The following is a 17,543-nucleotide window of genomic DNA, read 5'->3' on the forward strand; positions in this document are numbered from 1 at the left end:
TATGTATTCAATGTTTGCTAACGTTTCATATAAGTGTTGTAGCAGGGCAAAATGTTACCTTGTTTTTCTCTAATCGAAACAGGTACTTGTTCACTCAGAAATTCTGTTTTTCGCCATGGAGTGGTATATTTTCCTTGAGAATGTGAATCTTCGATCCCTGCTGCGGTGATGAGAATAATTTCTGTAAGAGGTTCTCTGCTGTTTGCCTTAAATTCCGTACGATCCAAAGTTACATAACAATCTATAAATCTGATTCTACGGGTTCTACCTCCAGGAACATGAGAAGTATATTCGAGTATAATCTCTTGTATTTTATGTGTGGGATGTATTGCTTTTTCAAAAAAATAAGTGTCTTTTGTGGATTCGATTACTCCTATCAGTCCAGTATGAAAAGGTCTGGTAGTTGGTCGCCCTGTCTCATCACTCTGTTGTATAATACCTTGTTCACTTTCGAGTACATTATATACTTGTCCCTCTACATGTAGTTTGGCGATAATGCCCATATATTTTTTAGGTTTTAAGAGTTAGTCAAATTTATAAATTATTTTGGCCTAATGGCTTAGAACGGTCTTGTGTATGGTTAGTGCGGGAATTAAAAGTAGTGAACTTTCGATTAAGCACTTAGCTAAAACTTTTTATTTTGTTTTATTTTTTTATTGTAAAGCGAAATCAAAAAGATTTGGCGGACTTTGTTAACATGTACTGTCTGTCGGTCTAGCACTTAACCCTTATTATTTTTATACCGTGTTGTAAGGCGTTTTATTCAGATGCAACATATTCAATTCTTAAATAATCTCTCAAACTTGGGTCAACAAATTTCTTTTTACCAGTTTGTTTGTATTCTATTTTGTTAAAATCGTGGTCTTTAAAAAACGGGCTATCAAATAAGTCGTGCACGTTAAATCCGAAAACATCCAATTCTCCAACTAAATGAATAAATTCGTACTTATCAATCAATTTTTGCTTTCTAATTATATAATTTCCAATTGAGTTAAATAAAGAAGAATATCCAATACAATTGGCTTTTTTAAATTCAGAAACCGAATTCGGATTACTCGAAACCTTATTAAATGTAAATTTTAGTTTTTCGCTCGTTATTCTATTACTCAATGCAATTATTTCTTCAATACTCAATTTTTTTCCTTCTGTTTGTTTATCAATTTCATTAATCAAATTTTGGTCAGTCAAAGTAATGCTGTTTCGAACTTCAATTTTTGAATAATTAACAAAAGTTCGATATAGAAATCCACGAAACAAGATTAACAGAATAATTAAAATTCCGAAATATTTGATAATTTTCTTAAATCGATTCATTTTTCCAATGACTTAGAACGTCTCGTGTAAGAAACGTAGGGCGGGCGATAAACAATATGTTTTAGGGTTGGTACTAAGCCAAATATAAATATTTTGCCTTTATCATTTTTTGTAAATACCAAATTTTATATTTGGCGACTTTGTAAAAAAGCTTAGACCTTTTGGTAAAGCCAAAAATCCTTATGTTTTCTTATACATTGTTGTAGCACGTTTTATTTCATTATTTATTATTTTACTTATTTCATTTGCTCTATCCACAATCATAAAGTGCTCTCCATTTTCAATCAATTCCATTTTAGTATTCCCTTTAGGGGGAATTAATTTATCTTTTGTTCCATTTATTTTTAAAATATTTTTTGATTGAGTTATATTTTTCCAATTTGCCAATTCATTAATAGCCCATTTAGCAAACTTCAAGTCAGTATCGTCTAAAATATCATTAAGTAATTTAGCGTTCTTTGCTCCGAATAAATATTTAGCAATTAATCTGGGAGGGTCAAATAGAGAACTTGGTATTAGTTTTATCAATTTTATTTTTCCAAACCATCTGAATATTGTTCTCAATTCATTTTTTGTATGAGCTGAAGAAACCAAAATAGTTGTTTTTGGAGCCAGTATTTGACTAATTTCGGTAGCTATTAGACCACCAAAACTTACACCAACTAAGCAAAAATCAGTTTTTGTATCAATTACTCTACTTAATCTTTTTGAATAGTCTTTGATAGATTCATTTTTGTTTGGCGTAATCCAATCAATAGGAATAAATTCAAAGTTTAGAGTTAGAGAGTCAAAAATTCTTTTATCAGCACCAAGTCCACTTATTCCGTATATTTTCAATTTTTATTTCTTTTTGATAATGTTCGTTAAGATACATAGTTTACACAAGTTAAAGATTAGGTGTTTACACTAAATTAATTTCTAACCTTGTTGATTGTTGTTTCTTTCTTAGGTTTCTTTGATCAAAGAAACCTAAAAATACATTTCTATAATAGACTTTCCAAATTCCGTTTCCTAGCTCTCGGATTCCTACATATTTTCCTTTTAAAGCAGCTGTTAGATATACCCAGTAATTAGGACTTCCATCTTATAGCTCCACTTTTGGTTACTTTGAGTACTTTATAGTCATCATCAGAGTGATAGTATACTATTTTTTCAGGAAACGGTCTACAGGAAAAATCGTGTACATCAGCCGGTGTTTTCATATCCAAGGCTTCGTGTGGTCTTATGTGATTATACTCTTTTACAAAGCGATTTAACCTTCTTTGTTGTGCTTTTAGGCGTAGGCAGAGGTTTTGTACAAGCCGCTTTTAAATCGCGGTGCATGCGTTCGTGTCGTCCATTTTGTTCAGGGTGTGCAGGATCAGAAAACACAGGGGTAATTCCAAGCTCTATAAACCAATATGATAGCTGTGTATAGCGTTGAATAGCTCTTACAGATCCAAAGGGACTTCCATTATCAGTATGTATTTGTTTGGGGATTCCGTAGGTTCTAAAAACCTTTGTAAACTCAGCTTTAGCAGCTTTTAGAGTTTCTTTATAGTGTCCTTTTGCTGTGAACAAAAATCGACTTTTCGAGTCTGCAATGGTCAGTGGATGACAGTAGATTTTATTCCCCATTAAAAACTTTCCTTTATAGTCAGCGCTCCATACTTCATTACAAGATGTTGGGTCAAAAATAGGGTATGAACAGTCACTACAGAAGGGATTTGTTCTTTAGTAAACTCTTTAAACAACAATATTCTAATTTTCTTAGCTCCCAAAAGCTTGTGTTTTTCTTTTAGTTTGAGAATACTTTTTATGATTTTATCATCTGTTGCATTAGGATGTTTGCCAGGAGCTCTAGATTGTTCTTTTAGACCTTCATAACCTTGATTTTCGAATCGATCAATCAATTTATATGCTGTTGGTCTTGAGATTCCAAAACTCTTACATAATTCTGTGATGGTATATTTTCCTGTTCGCCATTCACAAATAAATTCAATTTTCTGTTCCATAGTTGTAGTGGTTTCCCAAGGCATGATAATTCGATTTTTCTCTCAAATTATACCTCAAAAAGTGTAAACTATGTCCCTTTAACTTTGTAAACGATCTGCCTTTTACCAAACATGAGTATAATTATTATCCGATTTATTTGTTTCATGATTTATCAACTCTTAGTGCCTGTTTAGTTAGCTATTTTTAACCATGCGGCATGTGTCCCATGTTCTATAATTTTCTTTTTCGAAGAACCATCTTTGTTCATCATGTAGATATTCGGTTTTCCATCTACTTTACTCATAAATATCAGTTTAGAATCGTCTAGGGGCCCATGATGGATACCAGTCTTCAACAGTGTTATGGGTCAACCGTTTTTGATTAGACCCATCTATAGATTTCATATTTTCCGTCCATATCAACATAAAAGCGATTTGCATACCATTAGGTGAAACCGCAGGGCTTCATTATTTGGTCCTGGCTAACGCAGAAATGTCGCTTTTCTACCATGAGAGAGAATCTTTTTTACTGAAGAACCATCCTTATTCATAATATAAATATGTGATTTTTTATCCTTGTTGGTTGATGAAAAAATTATTTTAGAACCATCAGGGGACCAGGATGGGTGCCAATTACCAACATTATTAAATGTTAATCGTTTTTGATTAGAGCCATCAATATTCATCACATAAATTTCAAAATTTCCATCTCTATTAGACATAAAAACGATTTGCTTACCATCAGTAGAAACTTCAGGATGCCATTCTTCAGCTTCATTATCTGTCAAATGGATAATGTTGGTGCCATCAATATCTGCTATGCTTATCTCACCTTTTTTATCTTTGTATTCTGAAGTAAATACTATTCTTCCATCTGGAGTAAAATAAGGGTTACTGCCTTTCAGTGATTCTATTTGAGTTCTTTCGCTACCATCTTGATTCATAATCCAAATTTCTGCCTGCCAAACGTCTTCCGAATCTTTATATTCTCTTGCAAAAGCAATTCTTTTTCCATCGGGAGTCCATTCAGGTGCACTATCCCATTTGTTTTTTGCATGAGTTAATCGTTTGCTATTCGTACCATCACTGTTCATTGTATGAATAGACCAAGTCTTTCCGTCATCATGATATACTCGAAAAGCAAATGTTTTTCCATCAGGAGACAACGCTAAGTAATCACCCTTCGTATTTATACTTTTAATATTTGATTTACCTTCTTTATCGATTGAATAAATTTTTGCTACTCCCTTTGAAGTATAGGCAATTGTATGGGACGATGATTTAAATTTGTCATTTTCCTTATTTTCTTGAGCAAAGATTGTGTTTAGCGATAAAACACATGTCAATATTAATAACTTTGTAGCTTTCATGTTTTTTTCCTTTATTTATAAATGTGTTGATTTCTCATTGATTTAATTAAGAAAGCAAATGTACTTCTTGAGAGAATTACAAGTCTTGTAAAATCTTGCTATTCCTTTTATAATTACCAGGAGTTACTCCAACGTATTTTTTGAAACTATGAGTAAAATGACTTTGATCATAAAACCCTGATTCAAGTGCAATTTCTACCAAAGGAACATCTGTATAAAAAAGCTTTTTTGAGTTTTCTATTCTAATGGTAGTTAGATATTCCAAAGGTGTTAAACCAATGTTCTTTTTAAAGCTTTTTTGTAGTTTAAATTTATTCACTTTAAACTTTTGTTGTAGTATTTCTAAAGTGATTGATTGATTATAATTTAGAGACAAGTAATTAAGGATATCGTCAAAAGGTTCGTTAGCATTTTTTTGAGAATATGATTGCTCATCGTCATTCAAAGTATCCAAAAAAAGGGTTTCAATGATTTTAAAAATTGATGCTTCGTTTATGTAGAACCCACTGTTACAGTAGGATAGAAAATAGGGAAAGCTTGCCAGGTGAGAATAATCGGCATTTATTTTTTTTGAAATACTTTTGATTACATCATCGCTTATATAAAGAGCCTTATAAGTCCAAGGATTGTTTTTATTACCCCAGTTTTTATGAATTGAATGAGGAGGGATTAATTGTATTGCATTCTTACTGATCAAAAAACCTGAATTGTCAAATGCAATGTTTTCGCTTCCATATTCTATATGAGCTAGACTCCAAGATTGATGAAAATGCGAAGGGAAATTTTTATCGATGAACATGGCAGACTTTAGCTCAATACCATCTAACATTGATAGTTTTGTTGTCTTTACTTTGTTTATTTCTATCATTTATATTTGCAATTAGGTACTTGTTTTTTTGAGCAAAGAAAGTATTTAGCGATACGATTGTCAGTATTAATAATTTTAATAGTTCTTGAATTTGGACTTCTTTTTTTAATATGTTTGGTAATGTTGAGTATAACAAGGGTAACCTGCCGGTAGGCGGTTATGATTTGTTATACAGTGTTATCTTTTCGTTTTATTTTTTGTATAAGCTATTATAAAGATTATTTCAGATTATGAAGCCATCCAACAAAAATTATAACTATCTTATAGGTAAATGGATATTATAATAAATGTTGTTATCCAGGATCAAATGCCGTTGTTTTCATTATTATTCCCTCTTTAAATTCTTTAGATATATATCTACTTTCATTAACTTCAATAAGTAAGTCAAATTGTACCAGATGGTCTAGTTTTTTATTTTCTTTATTAATACTCCAATATTTATTATATCCTTCATTATCATCGGTATAATCAAAAGCATATTCTGGAGGAGGATAATTCATTCGATTACATACAACGGCTGACTTAATCACTTTCTTAATTAGAGCTTTATCCTTTTGTAACTCGAATTCGGGGTCAACTTCAGCATCAAATTCATCGTCATAATTCTGGTCGACTAAGACAATTAGAGCAAAAAAATCTGGATTAAACATTACAACTGATTTTTGTCCCCAGGCTAAACAGTCAGGATTCGTTACATAAAACTTAAGATTCAATTTTTTCTCTTCAACTTTATTTACTTTAAAAGAATATAAAAAGCTCATTTCTAATATTTTTTTTAAATGATGCACAACGAGTTTGTATATGGTTAGTTACTTCGAGCACTAAGTTAGCAAAAAAGAACTGCGTATAAGAAATCCGGCAGAATTTCCGTGACACTCTTTATCCACTCTCGAGCAATTAACTATACACGGTGTTAGCAACAGTTTATTTTTCAACTATTAAGAACTCAACATATCTCAAGGCAGAAATAATCAAATTATTTCGATTTTTAGCTTGTTTTTCAAAATTGTCAAGGGTTTCTCTATTTAATTTTCTTCCCTTTATAAAAACAGTCGAAGGGTTTTGCAATACTGACAAATCTAGTAAAGGGTTATCGTCTATTAATAGAAGGTTCGCAATTTTACCAATTTCAATAGTTCCCATTTCATTCATAATTGAATGAGTTTTTGAAGCATTTACTGTAGCTGTTTTCAATACCTCATAATTAGAGAGCCCTGCTTCTTTGTAAAAAGAAAACTCTTGATGAATTGAAAATCCAGGTATTGTTACACCTATTCCAGCATCAGTACCGCAAATAAAGGTGACATCAATCTCATGAAGTTTTTTGATAATTTTTATATGAAAGTCGTGCTGTTTTTTTATAGCATTAACAACAGAAGAATCATTTAATTTTGCAGTAGACCACCTTTCAAATTCTGCTTTACTATCGACCTTTTTAATTAAAGGGTTCATAAATTGTAATCGCTCTGATTCTAAAATATTATCATCAATGAGCATTTGATAAATGTTATTATAAACCGTTAAAGTTGGACTAAAAGAACTATGTTTTGATTTTGCAAAATCATTAATCACTTCTTTTAATTTTAATGTATCCAAAGTATAGTTTAAAGGTTGTTGTATAATATCCTCGGCATGTTCTATAGATTTTATTTGTGGATTAAAATGATAGGAATAAGGTACTTTTTGTGAAGGATGAGCAACTATGTCCATATCAGAAATCTTTGCCTGTTCAATAATGGCATCAAAGATATCTTCGGTTAAGCCATAAAAAGTTTTAATAAAATCATATCCTCTTTTTTTATATGAAATTACTTTTTCTTTTGCATCACTTGGATTTACTAATTGTAAGTTGTCATCGCCCAAAAACTCTGGCCCTGTAAGTTTAGGGCTTGTTGTGAAAAATATTGGTGAAATAATTTCGTCATTATTTACATCTTCTTTAAGTCTTAAATGCATTGGCATACCCCATAAATTACGAATAGATGTAACACCATTGGATAGGTATAAACCAAGTTCATATTTATCCCATATATGAACGTGCATGTCTATAAGCCCAGGTGTCAGATATTTATTTTCCGCATCAATGATTTTAATATCTTTTACTTCAATATTGTCTGCAATGTTCTTAATTATACCATCTTTGATATATACCATTTTGTTGACTAAAATAGTGTCTTGATTCATTGGGACAACATTTACATTGGTAATCAAATAGGAATTACTTTTTGCAAACTCATTATTTTCAACTTTTAGGTAATTGGTACTTTGGTTATCAACGAATATTATAATAACCATTGTTATTAATAAAATTCCAATAAGTATGGCAATAAATTTAAGAATTCGTTTTATTATTCTCATGTTGTATTTAATTGTTGCTAACGTTTAATATATGTGATCATAGCAGAGCAAAATGTTACCTTGATTTTTGATTTTTCTGCGCATTGGTTGCTAACTTTTACTTTCTGCAAGCATTGCGCCTTACCAAAAATACAAGAACCATTTGATTTATCACTTAGCTGCTATGATCACATATATCATGTTAGCAGCTATTTTATTCCAGTTTTGTCAATTTATTATTTCTTCCAATCGTTTTTCTGGAAATATCATTCATATATATAGTGTCATTCTCAAATCGATAAACTCTTTTTAGAATAGCATATTCTTCTCCGACGAATTGATTCAGTTTAAAGTCAATTTTTTGCGGTCTTCTTGAATCCAAATAGTAGCTCATATCTGGACTATAAATTTTATTATCAAAATAGATAGTATAGTTTTTAATTACCTCGTTAGATTCTATAATTCCTAAATTTTCTAACTTTTCGTATGCAATATCAATTTCACCAAGTTCATTTGATTCAAATTCTTGAATAGAACTATTAAATTTGATTTTTGCTTTAATAACTTCCCTGTTTAGGTTTTTAAATCTTAAGAGTAACGAATCGGGTTTGTCTGTTCCATTCCAAGAATAAGTATATCCAATATCTACGCTGTCAATTTTATTATATGATTTTCGAGATAAAGTTATTTTATCATTTCCAATTTCATAAAAACCTTTTTCCGATTTTGTTTCGAAAAAGGTTGGGTATGAGAACTTGTACGTAGAATCATCGTATAGTTTTAATTCACAAGACTCAGTTTTATTAAGGTATTCGATTTTTTTACTACAACCATAAATAAATAAGGAAGTAATTATAATAAGTATGATTGTCCTAATTCTCAATTTAAAATACGATTTTTATATTGCTGCTAACGGTCTAGGCTATGGGTAGTTGCGTGGGTTAGCACTTAACTTTGCAAGTACACACCAAACTGAAAATCCTCGCGGATTTTCAGAAGTAGGTGAAAACAAGCAATTACTTATAGCCAATGTTGTGCTTAGTTTTTTATTTTAAAGTTTCTTTTATATGTTCAACGTCATTGTCGTTTAATTCAAACCATTCTCCTCTTAATCTTTTCTCAGAATAAGTGCTGTGTAAAGCCTTTTCGATACTCTCTGCAATTTTTCTGACTGGGAATTTCTTTGAAGCAATCATTTCAATTGTCGGCTTTTCACTTTGTAAAGTTCTTTCTCTGTATTCTGGACTATTTGAAATTCCAATTTTATAATAACCGTTACTTGTGTCGTGCATTAAATAAACAAAGCAAAAGTCTGTTATAGTTTCTTTTTCAGGTTCTGCTTGTTTAAATTCTGTTGGTTCATAATTTGGGATTGTCTTTTTTACCAAATCAATATATTCTGATGCGAATTTTTTGATTACAATTTGAATATTGTTTTTTGTTGGATAAAAGTCATCTCCTCCAATTTCTCCTCCCAAAATTTCTCTTTTGTCACTTACCAAAGAAATTTTCCATTTTTTGAAGTTAGAATTGGCAAATAATTCAAGTTCCGTTTGGGTGATTAAACCTTTGTATTCTAAAATTTTCTCGTTTAGACGGTTTTTTGATGAAACTGGATTTTCATTTAGTTCAAACTGAATTTGTTCTCCGTTTTCAAATAAGAAATATACCTTGTCAAATTGTTTTGGTTTTATTTGTTTTGGGTCAAAATGAAATAGAATTTGGTCATTGTTGTCTATGTAATTAAAGCTAAAAAGAAAATCTGTGATGAAATTGTCCGATTTTGTTTTAACTCCTGCACTTATTTGAAATCTTGAACTAACTTTTTTCCACTTTATAATGGTAGAATTGGTAAACTCGTCTTTAATTATATTAGGCTTATTTATGAAACGTTCATTTATTCTTTTTTCATCATTATCTCTAATAATGTACATTAATTCGTTGTCGTCCAAATGAACAACTTTTCGAGGGTCGATTTGATGAATAAAACCAGCCTTTTTTGAATAATTTATATGTTTTTGATATTTAGAATCGTTGAATTGAAAGATTGGGTATCCAACTTTTACAAACAAACCATCTTCAATTAACCATTTGTCAAAAGAGTGTTTAAAATCCGAACCTTTGAAGTATTCTTTAAATTCAGAGTTTTCTATCGAGTTTTCATTTTTGTATTCTCCTTTTTGATGCAGTTTGTAGAAAACATTACCATTTGAAATCAAATCTCCTTTAGTCAAAGTATGTTCCAAAATTCCAGATTCAGAAGCTATAATACTTGCCGATTTAAATGTAAATCCACTCATTTCTCCAATACGAATTTTGCAAATTGGCTCATCAATTTCAATCCACTCTCCATCAGGTTTATTGTATTCGAAAAAGTAAAATGATTTACTTTTATCTTGTTCTGGAAAGTCATTTAAGTCAAATTCGCCAAGATTAACGTTAGAAACCCCTTTCTTATCTTTTTCTATTTCGGTTTGTCTTGTCTTGATTTTTTCTTGTTTATTTTCAAGAGCTTTTTCGATTGGCTTAAATATAAAATTGATAAGTTTAATCCAATACTTGATCAGAAAATATCCGATTATACAGGCTAATAGTATTAATATAAATGTCAAATTATTATTTTTTGGTCAAATTAAGCACAACGTTTAATATATGTGTCGTAGCAGAGCAAAATGTTACCCTAATTTTGGATAAATCCGTGCATTGGTTGCTAACTTTTACTTTCTGCAAGCATTGCGCCTTACCAAAAACACAACCACCATTCGATTGGTCACTTAGCTGCTATGATCACATATATGTTGTTGTAGTGCGTTTTTATTATTTTCCAAGATGCTTTTTAAACATGTAAAATAAAATTTTTTCTTGAACCCTGTAAACAAACCAAAACCAAATAAGTATGAGCGGCAAATACCAAGGTTTTAAATCAAAAAAATCTTCTCCAGACACAGAAAAAATAATGTAAAAGAGAGTTATGAAACCTACAAAAATATATAGTTCGATTCGTACCTTGGTTTTCAATTCTACTTTAGTTCTGTCAGAGTCCAATTCCGTTAGTTTTGCATAACCCATAATTCCGTCGATATATTGATTAAACCCTGTTACCATTAGAGTCCCAATTGAAAATTTGGATAAAAATTTAAACTCATTATCATTAAACCATTCAAAGTTGATTTTTTTATTTGAATTTATTTTTTCTGTTAACTCTTCTTGAGATCCGTTAAATTCAAATTCGCTTTTCAATATTATTAAGGATACTATTTTGTCCATTTATTTTAGAACTATTTCTAACGGTTCGGCTATGAGTAGTTGCGTGAGTTAGCACTTAACTTTGCAAGTGCACACCAAACTGAAAATTCTTGCGTATTTTTAGAAGAAAGCAAGTGGTAGCAATTACTTTTAGCCATTGTTACAAACAGTAATTAACCTTATTTAATTATTATTCATAAGTAATAATTGTAGTATAATTCACAGTTCCAGATTGTTTTTCTTTTATTAAAATTGGAAAGTTGTCAGAATCATAGATATATTCATAAGTTAATTCATTTGTAAAAAAATTATCATTAGCTATTACATTATTCTTTAATCCACTAATCCAAAACCCAAATTGCCAACTTTCATTCATTTGAGGATAAACATTCTTAAAAGGATTGTTAAAGTTATCATATTTATATTTTTCCGATTCTCCAAACTCATCAATAGTTTCAACCAACCTGTTAGTTGCATCATATTTATAAAAATAAGTGTTTTCATATTCATTATTTTCATTTATAATAGACTTATTTATTTGATTTAAGGTATTATAGTATAAATATATGTCACGCGTGTAACCTCTTATTAGTTTGGATTTAATTGATGATAATTGATTGCCTAAATAATAATAATTTGTTTGTATGTTAGAATTCCATTTTCTACTAATAAGTCTATCATTTGAATCATATATAAATTTGCAATCATTCCCAGATTCATCGGTGATTTTTGTTATCAGATTATTAGAATAATAAAAATGATACTCCGAAGTGATGCCAGCACTATTTTCTACTTTAATACTTAGAGGTTTTTTGAAAACATTAGAGGTAGAATTATCATCATTATTTGAGCAAGAGTAAAATAATATTATAAGTAAAAGTCCGTATATTTTTTTTATTCTCATGAGTATTTTTATTGTTTGTAACGGTCTCGTATAACCATCAGTTACGGGTTAAATTAGCGATTATTTTCGAGTTAAACATTACATTTAGCAATTCCAAGTGGATTCTAGCCTGTGCAGAGCATAGTCGAAGCATAGTCCAACCCTCCTTAATTGCGGTTATACTTTGTTGGCGGTTCGTTATTTTTCATTCAGTTACTTTTTTAACATCTAAAAATTTTCCGATTTTCAGAAATATAAATGCGAAGAAAATTCCAATCAATCCACCAGCGATTACCAATAGTGCTATCTGTCCTTGTGATAGTATTTTGGAATCTTTTACCAATAATAAAATAGCCATTGTTAACGGTAGATTGATTAAAAGTCCCGTAATTATTCCCGGTGCATATTTTCTTAAATATATCATAGCTAATAAGTGAGGGAAGAAAACGTTCAAAAACAACATCCCTGCAAACCCTGTAATGATTGAGTAGTAATATTTTTCTGTTAGATAAAGCTCTTTTGAGAAAGTGACGATAAAACCTAAAATCGTGAATAATGTTACAGCTATTCCAAATTGTCTCGTGGTTACAGGTTTATGGATAAAAGAAGGAATTGATTTTGTCCATTTTTCCATTCCCAATACTTCTTCAAAATTGTGAAGGGCAAACGCAAACGGAAGCAATGTAATCAGTGTGTTTAAATTCAATTCCATTTTTAAGGGTGGGTTTAATGACCGCCAATGTTTAATATATGTGTCGTAGCAGGGCAAAATGTTACCTCTGCGTTGAGTTTTTCTGCGCAGTGATTGCTAACTTTTACTTTCTGCAAGCATTGCGCCGTACCAAAAATAACATAACCTTTCGATTCATCACTTTGCTGCTATTACATTATATATGGTGTTGTACTGCATTTTTATCTTTTTGTGTTTTTATCTCTTGTCAATAAACATTCTCCTGTACCGTTATAAATATTAAATTCATAATTAGAACTTTCAGTCAGCTTTTTCTCTACAAATTCTATAGCTAAATCATACGTTTCAAAAATGTGAAAAACATCCTCATTTCCTATATATCGATTGAAATTGATATTCAATATAATTCCTGTATTTAATTCGGCCGAAAGCTCAGAGTACTGTTCACTTTCCAAGATCGGAGCTTCCATTTATTATTTCTTGTTGATTTTATTAATTTCTTCGTCAAATTTTGAGGATAGCTTTAAATACTCAACATTCCAACCATTTGCCATAGAAATTTCTTGAATTGTGGAAGTAGGTGCAAATTCTACTTGTAAAAGATGTTTATCTATTTTTTCATTTCTTTCTAACTTGCAAATTTGAATTTCCAAGTTTTTCACTACTTCTTTAGGCGTCAATGGACTCCAATCAGATTCCACCGATTGATTAAGAAGTTCAATTACTTTAATCAGTATTTCTTTGAGATTTTCCATTATTCAGCAATGTAGTACGCTCCTTGTATGTTGCGTTTGCCTGCCAAAGGCGGCATATGCAATATACAAACTATTGTACGTAGTATTATTCCGTAGTATATTTCACAATTACTGTTTTCCATTCTTGACCAAATAAGATGTTTTTATTTACATCCCATTTCTTTTGTTGTAGAGCGCTTAGGTAAACATCTCTAATATTTACACTTATATTCTCAGCCTCTTTTCCTTCTTTTAATTCTACAATTTTACCTAATTTTTGTCCAATAAGCTCTGCAACCATTTGTCCTTTTCTTTTTGCTTTCTTTAAAATTTTTGTAAACAACCTTTTTTCGTATAACTCAGAATTTCCATATTCTATTTCTCCAATCGAACCTGTTATGTAATCTAAAGTTTTTAATTCAGTTGTCAATTCTTCTAACTCTTTAGAATTCTTCAATTTAACCGCAAATCCTAATTTCCAAAATCCTACATATTCGTGGATTTGGTATTCAGAATTATTTAAAGGGCGAATTTTATACTTTTTCTTTAAAAGAAACGATTCAAGTTCCTTATATTTTTCTTGCATCTTAAATTTGGCAGAATCCTTAGAAGTTTTAGCAAATTCAAGATTATTAAATTTGGATTCGCTTATTTGGACGTTATATTCGAAATTAATCGGTTTTATTCTTATTGAATCTTTAACTTCTATTTCAATAAACCCATTTTGAGCAAATGTAATATTGATAGTTAATATGAATAGATATATTATTTTGTTCATTTTGTGTTTTTTCATATTGCGTACAACGTTGTAGTTGCATATTGTAAATACTAAAATTAGCAAATAAAGCACAGATAGAAAGTTCGCGAGGACTTTCATAAATAGGCTTTTAGCAGCAATAATTTTATACGGTGTTGGCGGCAGTTTTCTCTTCTCCCATTCTTTTTAAATGTTTAAAATGTGACACCATCATATTCGGCAATGTCTTTTTATGATAAGGAAATCCAAACTCTTTAGTCGTAAATTCAATAATTTCGTTAATTCTATCATAATTAGTATGACAAATATTTGGAAATAAATGATGCGCTGCGTGACAATTTGAACCACCACTTAAATATCGCGCAAATTTGTTATTTGGATTCCAATCACAACTTGTTTTTAATTGGTGTACTGCCCAAGACGATTCTAATTCGTCATTTTCTGGTTGATAATATTCTGCCTCATAAAAAAAGTGTGTTCCGACTAACATAATAACAAATATCAAAGAAGTAAATGCTGAAGTGCTGGCATAGGTTAAAAATATTAGGAGGAATGAGAAGTCAGTTACGATATACGGGATTATTAAAACAAGATTGAAATAAAGAATTTTAAATAAAAAATATCTCAAAAACAACTGATTTTTTTTTATTCCCTTTCTCATCCAATTATACTCATCAGAGAATAGATAAATCCAGTCTCCCATAAAAACGGAATGAAGTAATGCTAACATATAAACGAACGGTGCATATATGTGCTGAAATGAATGCTTTTTAGTCCAAGGATGTGATGGTGCAAGTCTTAAAAAAGGATTTTTGTCTATGTCAATGTCACTTCCTTCAACATTTGCGTATAAATGATGTGAACGAATATGCCTTAATCCCCAGAGTAAAGGGTCAATACCAACTGTTAAAAAGCTGAAAAAATGTAAAATTTGATTAGCATTTTTATTTTTAAAAGCAGTATTATGTGAAGCATCGTGACCAAAACTAAATCCAATTAATAATCCAGAAAGTTGGAATATGAGATACATTATCCAAAATGTAATCCCATTATTTGTATTAAGTAGGAAAAAATAAGACCCATAGGATATGGTGAACCAAAATAAGCCTTTTATCCAAAAGTCAGTTTTTCCATATTTAAACTCAGTATCTTTCAATTCAGAATGAACTCTATTTCTCAAAGTGGAATAGAACTCTTTTTCTTTTTTAGAATTTTTAAATTTTCTGCTGTTCATTTTTCAAATTACCGCCAATGGTTAATATATGTGTCGTAGCAGAGCAAAATGTTACCCAACTTTCGACAAAAAAATGCGCATTGATTGCTAACTTTAACTTTCTGTAAACATTGCGCCTTAATAAATATACAATAACCATCTATTGATCACTTAGCTACTATGATCACATATATGTTGTTGTAACTAGTTTTATTATATTCCTTCCAATTCACATAGCATCTCCCCAGTTTTTAGAATTTTGTCAGTTAAGCAAATACTACTAATTCGTCCATCCGCAATACTTTCAAATTCCATTGTGATTTTTCCATTCTCTATTTCACATATTACATTCCCTTCACTCACTAAATCTCCTGTCTGAAAGTACCATTTAGTAATCTTGAGATTACTTAAATTCCCGAATTCAGGAAGTAATACAGGTAATATTTCCCCCTTTTTTAGCACGAACTTATTAGGCTTTATTTGATTATTACCTACTAATTCAATCTCTTCTTTAGTTATGAATCCTGGAATAGCTTTCAGTTCTTCAATTAATTCATCCTGTTTTTTGTTGGGAGTAAAAAGTTTTTGAATTAGTGATTTAATCATTTTATTTCAATTAGTTAACGGTCTCGGCTATGAGTAGTTACGTAGGTTAGTATCTAACTTTGCAAGTACACATCGAACTGAAAATCCGTGAGGATTTTCAGAAATAGGTGAGAACGAGCAATTACTTATAGCCATTGTTAGCTGCTGGTTATTATTTTTATTCAATATTCTTTAAAAAATGTACTAATTCATCTTCTTCCCAAAATCCAATCTTCTTATGAAACTCTCTCGATTCTTTGTTCGTAAGCCAAGTATCTGACCCAATTTGTGTACAACCTTTTTCTTTACACCATTCTTCACCAATTTTCAGGAATTCTTTCGCTATACCTTCTTTTCTGTATTCCGGTTCAACATAAATTCCTTCTAAATACCCCGTCGGTGATTTATCCGCTCCCTCCACATAGTCAGTCCTAATTGAGAAAATCGAAAATCCAATACTAACGCCATTTGTTGTTTTAGCCAAAAGAATTTTGTTCTTTTTCAACCTAGCAGTCTCTTTCAAGAGGTTTTCAAGTTCTTGTTCTTCAAAATCGGTCCAAAGTTTATGGCTTATTTTTACAAGCTGCTCAAAGTCTTTATTTTCAAAATCAACATATCCGATTTGTTCCATTTTTCTATTTGTCGAATTTTGTTAACATCCGTTTAGTTCATTCTGAAATAAGCGATTAACCCACAAACTATTAAAATTGTAATATTGATAACAATATTTTTTGGTTCTTTTCTCTTTTTGTGGATAAAAGCCGCAGGAATCATTATAGACCCAAGGCAAATTGCAGCTACTGGCGTCAGAATAACCCATTTATTGATTAACAGTGGTAAAATCAAAGCAACGGAACCCAATATTTCGCATGTCCCAATAAATTTGATAAACCATTTATTGAATCCTTCAACACCTGTTTGCCCTTTTTGAACTAATGTCTTTTCATCAAAATATGCTTTATTGATTCCTGAAAACATAAATACAAAAGCAACCAATCCTTGTAAAATCCAAATTATTGTGTTCATTATCTCTTATTTCAAGAGGGTTCTATAACTCCTCAGTGATTTCAATATTATTCCCGCATGTATCGTTGAATACAGCATATTTAGTTTTGCCCGTAATAGATGGTTTTTTCTTGTATAAGGATACTCTTATCAATTAACTGAATTAGAATATCTAAATTGATATCCGATAGCTTTCTTATGTAAAGACAGCTTTTTCCAGACCTGAATTTTCCTAATTCATTAAGTAAGTTGTCTTCATATTGAAGATTAAAATTAAGATGTACCGTTAATTTATTTTTATTAGGACTAAACCCCACTTTAAACCATTCTAACTCTTTGTTGCTACCTTTTCGTTTATACGAAGACTTTCCAAATCCAATTATAAAATTTGGGACTCTTTCATTCCCCCAAACTTGTGGTTTTGCTTTTGTTATCTCTTCCATAATTGATAATAACAATTTGCTATCTTCAACAATCACAGAATTTTCTATTGTATCGATAAATTCAGTAATACTGTTATTGGTTTCCTTAGTTAGTAAATCGGGCATCTTAATGGTTTAAAACAAA

The 17,543-nt window shown here is 30.5% G+C and carries 22 protein-coding genes and 1 pseudogene; all 23 read right to left on the minus strand.

Annotated elements, in window-relative coordinates:
* Positions 1–17: 17 nt before the first annotated feature.
* A complete protein-coding gene (gene tssD, locus DK441_RS25790; protein ID WP_109853409.1) occupies positions 18–503 on the minus strand; it encodes a type VI secretion system tube protein TssD in 486 nt (161 codons plus the stop codon).
* A gap of 256 nt (positions 504–759) precedes the next feature.
* A complete protein-coding gene (locus DK441_RS25795) occupies positions 760–1,188 on the minus strand; it encodes a hypothetical protein (protein WP_160112287.1) in 429 nt (142 codons plus the stop codon).
* A 306-nt stretch (positions 1,189–1,494) separates the two neighbouring features.
* Entirely contained in the window at positions 1,495–2,151 is a 657-nt protein-coding gene (locus DK441_RS25800; protein ID WP_109853411.1) for an alpha/beta hydrolase, read from the minus strand.
* A 233-nt stretch (positions 2,152–2,384) separates the two neighbouring features.
* Entirely contained in the window at positions 2,385–2,516 is a 132-nt protein-coding gene (locus DK441_RS27185) for a hypothetical protein (protein WP_255412330.1), read from the minus strand.
* A 205-nt stretch (positions 2,517–2,721) separates the two neighbouring features.
* A pseudogene (locus tag DK441_RS27305) lies at positions 2,722–2,931 on the minus strand (hypothetical protein); the annotation flags it as partial.
* Positions 2,931–3,332 (minus strand): helix-turn-helix domain-containing protein, encoded by a 402-nt coding sequence (locus DK441_RS25815; RefSeq protein WP_109853414.1) that lies wholly within the window; start codon positions 3,330–3,332, stop codon positions 2,931–2,933. The gene DK441_RS25815 and the pseudogene DK441_RS27305, both read right to left, overlap by 1 nt.
* Positions 3,333–3,769: 437 nt before the next feature.
* A complete protein-coding gene (locus tag DK441_RS25820; RefSeq protein ID WP_109853415.1) occupies positions 3,770–4,657 on the minus strand; it encodes a DUF5050 domain-containing protein in 888 nt (295 codons plus the stop codon).
* A gap of 76 nt (positions 4,658–4,733) precedes the next feature.
* Positions 4,734–5,525 (minus strand): AraC family transcriptional regulator, encoded by a 792-nt coding sequence (locus tag DK441_RS25825; RefSeq protein WP_109853416.1) that lies wholly within the window; start codon positions 5,523–5,525, stop codon positions 4,734–4,736.
* Between the two features lie 293 nt (positions 5,526–5,818).
* Positions 5,819–6,286, minus strand: a complete 468-nt coding sequence (locus tag DK441_RS25830) for a hypothetical protein (RefSeq protein WP_109853417.1) — start codon at positions 6,284–6,286, stop codon at positions 5,819–5,821.
* 163 nt (positions 6,287–6,449) lie between these two features.
* Positions 6,450–7,883, minus strand: coding sequence for an amidohydrolase family protein (locus DK441_RS25835; RefSeq protein WP_109853418.1), 1,434 nt, complete (start codon positions 7,881–7,883; stop codon positions 6,450–6,452).
* Between the two features lie 193 nt (positions 7,884–8,076).
* Positions 8,077–8,745 (minus strand): hypothetical protein, encoded by a 669-nt coding sequence (locus DK441_RS25840; protein ID WP_109853419.1) that lies wholly within the window; start codon positions 8,743–8,745, stop codon positions 8,077–8,079.
* Between the two features lie 163 nt (positions 8,746–8,908).
* Positions 8,909–10,474: a GIY-YIG nuclease family protein gene (locus DK441_RS25845; RefSeq protein ID WP_109853420.1), complete on the minus strand. Its 1,566-nt coding sequence runs from the start codon at positions 10,472–10,474 to the stop codon at positions 8,909–8,911.
* Between the two features lie 205 nt (positions 10,475–10,679).
* On the minus strand, positions 10,680–11,129 hold the full coding sequence (locus tag DK441_RS25850; RefSeq protein ID WP_109853421.1) for a hypothetical protein: 450 nt from the start codon (positions 11,127–11,129) through the stop codon (positions 10,680–10,682).
* Between the two features lie 169 nt (positions 11,130–11,298).
* A complete protein-coding gene (locus DK441_RS25855) occupies positions 11,299–12,012 on the minus strand; it encodes an RHS repeat protein (RefSeq protein WP_109853422.1) in 714 nt (237 codons plus the stop codon).
* Positions 12,013–12,196: 184 nt separating this feature from the next.
* Positions 12,197–12,703 carry an HXXEE domain-containing protein gene (locus tag DK441_RS25860; RefSeq protein ID WP_109853423.1) on the minus strand — a complete coding sequence of 169 codons (507 nt, stop codon included), beginning with the start codon at positions 12,701–12,703 and terminating at the stop codon, positions 12,197–12,199.
* A 200-nt stretch (positions 12,704–12,903) separates the two neighbouring features.
* The gene (locus DK441_RS25865; protein ID WP_109853424.1) at positions 12,904–13,152 is read right to left on the minus strand and encodes a hypothetical protein; all 249 of its coding nucleotides are present in this window, start codon (positions 13,150–13,152) and stop codon (positions 12,904–12,906) included.
* Positions 13,153–13,155: 3 nt separating this feature from the next.
* Positions 13,156–13,437: a hypothetical protein gene (locus DK441_RS25870; RefSeq protein WP_109853425.1), complete on the minus strand. Its 282-nt coding sequence runs from the start codon at positions 13,435–13,437 to the stop codon at positions 13,156–13,158.
* Between the two features lie 85 nt (positions 13,438–13,522).
* On the minus strand, positions 13,523–14,194 hold the full coding sequence (locus DK441_RS25875; RefSeq protein WP_160112288.1) for an SIMPL domain-containing protein: 672 nt from the start codon (positions 14,192–14,194) through the stop codon (positions 13,523–13,525).
* A gap of 124 nt (positions 14,195–14,318) precedes the next feature.
* Positions 14,319–15,407: a fatty acid desaturase gene (locus DK441_RS25880; protein ID WP_109853427.1), complete on the minus strand. Its 1,089-nt coding sequence runs from the start codon at positions 15,405–15,407 to the stop codon at positions 14,319–14,321.
* Between the two features lie 192 nt (positions 15,408–15,599).
* Complete coding sequence (locus DK441_RS25885; protein ID WP_109853428.1) at positions 15,600–15,992, minus strand: biotin/lipoyl-containing protein; 393 nt, start codon at positions 15,990–15,992, stop codon at positions 15,600–15,602.
* Positions 15,993–16,149: 157 nt separating this feature from the next.
* Complete coding sequence (aac(6'), locus tag DK441_RS25890) at positions 16,150–16,602, minus strand: aminoglycoside 6'-N-acetyltransferase (RefSeq protein WP_109853429.1); 453 nt, start codon at positions 16,600–16,602, stop codon at positions 16,150–16,152.
* A gap of 32 nt (positions 16,603–16,634) precedes the next feature.
* The gene (locus DK441_RS25895; RefSeq protein ID WP_109853430.1) at positions 16,635–16,997 is read right to left on the minus strand and encodes a DoxX family protein; all 363 of its coding nucleotides are present in this window, start codon (positions 16,995–16,997) and stop codon (positions 16,635–16,637) included.
* A gap of 80 nt (positions 16,998–17,077) precedes the next feature.
* Entirely contained in the window at positions 17,078–17,524 is a 447-nt protein-coding gene (locus tag DK441_RS25900) for a DUF1801 domain-containing protein (RefSeq protein ID WP_109853431.1), read from the minus strand.
* Positions 17,525–17,543: the final 19 nt, after the last annotated feature.

It is taken from the genome of Aquimarina sp. AU58, assembly GCF_900312745.1.
GTDB lineage: Bacteria > Bacteroidota > Bacteroidia > Flavobacteriales > Flavobacteriaceae > Aquimarina > Aquimarina spinulae.

What these genes read in the sequence shown, in the direction of transcription:
- DK441_RS25880 (WP_109853427.1), bottom strand. Translation starts at nt 15,407, where the DNA reads ATGAACAGCAGAAAATTTAAAAATTCTAAAAAAGAAAAAGAGTTCTAT.
- DK441_RS25815 (WP_109853414.1), bottom strand. Translation starts at nt 3,332, where the DNA reads ATGCCTTGGGAAACCACTACAACTATGGAACAGAAAATTGAATTTATT.
- DK441_RS25835 (WP_109853418.1), bottom strand. Translation starts at nt 7,883, where the DNA reads ATGAGAATAATAAAACGAATTCTTAAATTTATTGCCATACTTATTGGA.
- DK441_RS25860 (WP_109853423.1), bottom strand. Translation starts at nt 12,703, where the DNA reads ATGGAATTGAATTTAAACACACTGATTACATTGCTTCCGTTTGCGTTT.
- tssD (WP_109853409.1), bottom strand. Translation starts at nt 503, where the DNA reads ATGGGCATTATCGCCAAACTACATGTAGAGGGACAAGTATATAATGTA.
- DK441_RS25820 (WP_109853415.1), bottom strand. Translation starts at nt 4,657, where the DNA reads ATGAAAGCTACAAAGTTATTAATATTGACATGTGTTTTATCGCTAAAC.
- DK441_RS25830 (WP_109853417.1), bottom strand. Translation starts at nt 6,286, where the DNA reads ATGAGCTTTTTATATTCTTTTAAAGTAAATAAAGTTGAAGAGAAAAAA.
- DK441_RS25850 (WP_109853421.1), bottom strand. Translation starts at nt 11,129, where the DNA reads ATGGACAAAATAGTATCCTTAATAATATTGAAAAGCGAATTTGAATTT.
- DK441_RS25855 (WP_109853422.1), bottom strand. Translation starts at nt 12,012, where the DNA reads ATGAGAATAAAAAAAATATACGGACTTTTACTTATAATATTATTTTAC.
- DK441_RS25870 (WP_109853425.1), bottom strand. Translation starts at nt 13,437, where the DNA reads ATGGAAAATCTCAAAGAAATACTGATTAAAGTAATTGAACTTCTTAAT.
- DK441_RS27185 (WP_255412330.1), bottom strand. Translation starts at nt 2,516, where the DNA reads ATGAAAACACCGGCTGATGTACACGATTTTTCCTGTAGACCGTTTCCT.
- DK441_RS25825 (WP_109853416.1), bottom strand. Translation starts at nt 5,525, where the DNA reads ATGATAGAAATAAACAAAGTAAAGACAACAAAACTATCAATGTTAGAT.
- DK441_RS25885 (WP_109853428.1), bottom strand. Translation starts at nt 15,992, where the DNA reads ATGATTAAATCACTAATTCAAAAACTTTTTACTCCCAACAAAAAACAG.
- DK441_RS25900 (WP_109853431.1), bottom strand. Translation starts at nt 17,524, where the DNA reads ATGCCCGATTTACTAACTAAGGAAACCAATAACAGTATTACTGAATTT.
- DK441_RS25895 (WP_109853430.1), bottom strand. Translation starts at nt 16,997, where the DNA reads ATGAACACAATAATTTGGATTTTACAAGGATTGGTTGCTTTTGTATTT.
- DK441_RS25875 (WP_160112288.1), bottom strand. Translation starts at nt 14,194, where the DNA reads ATGAACAAAATAATATATCTATTCATATTAACTATCAATATTACATTT.
- DK441_RS25865 (WP_109853424.1), bottom strand. Translation starts at nt 13,152, where the DNA reads ATGGAAGCTCCGATCTTGGAAAGTGAACAGTACTCTGAGCTTTCGGCC.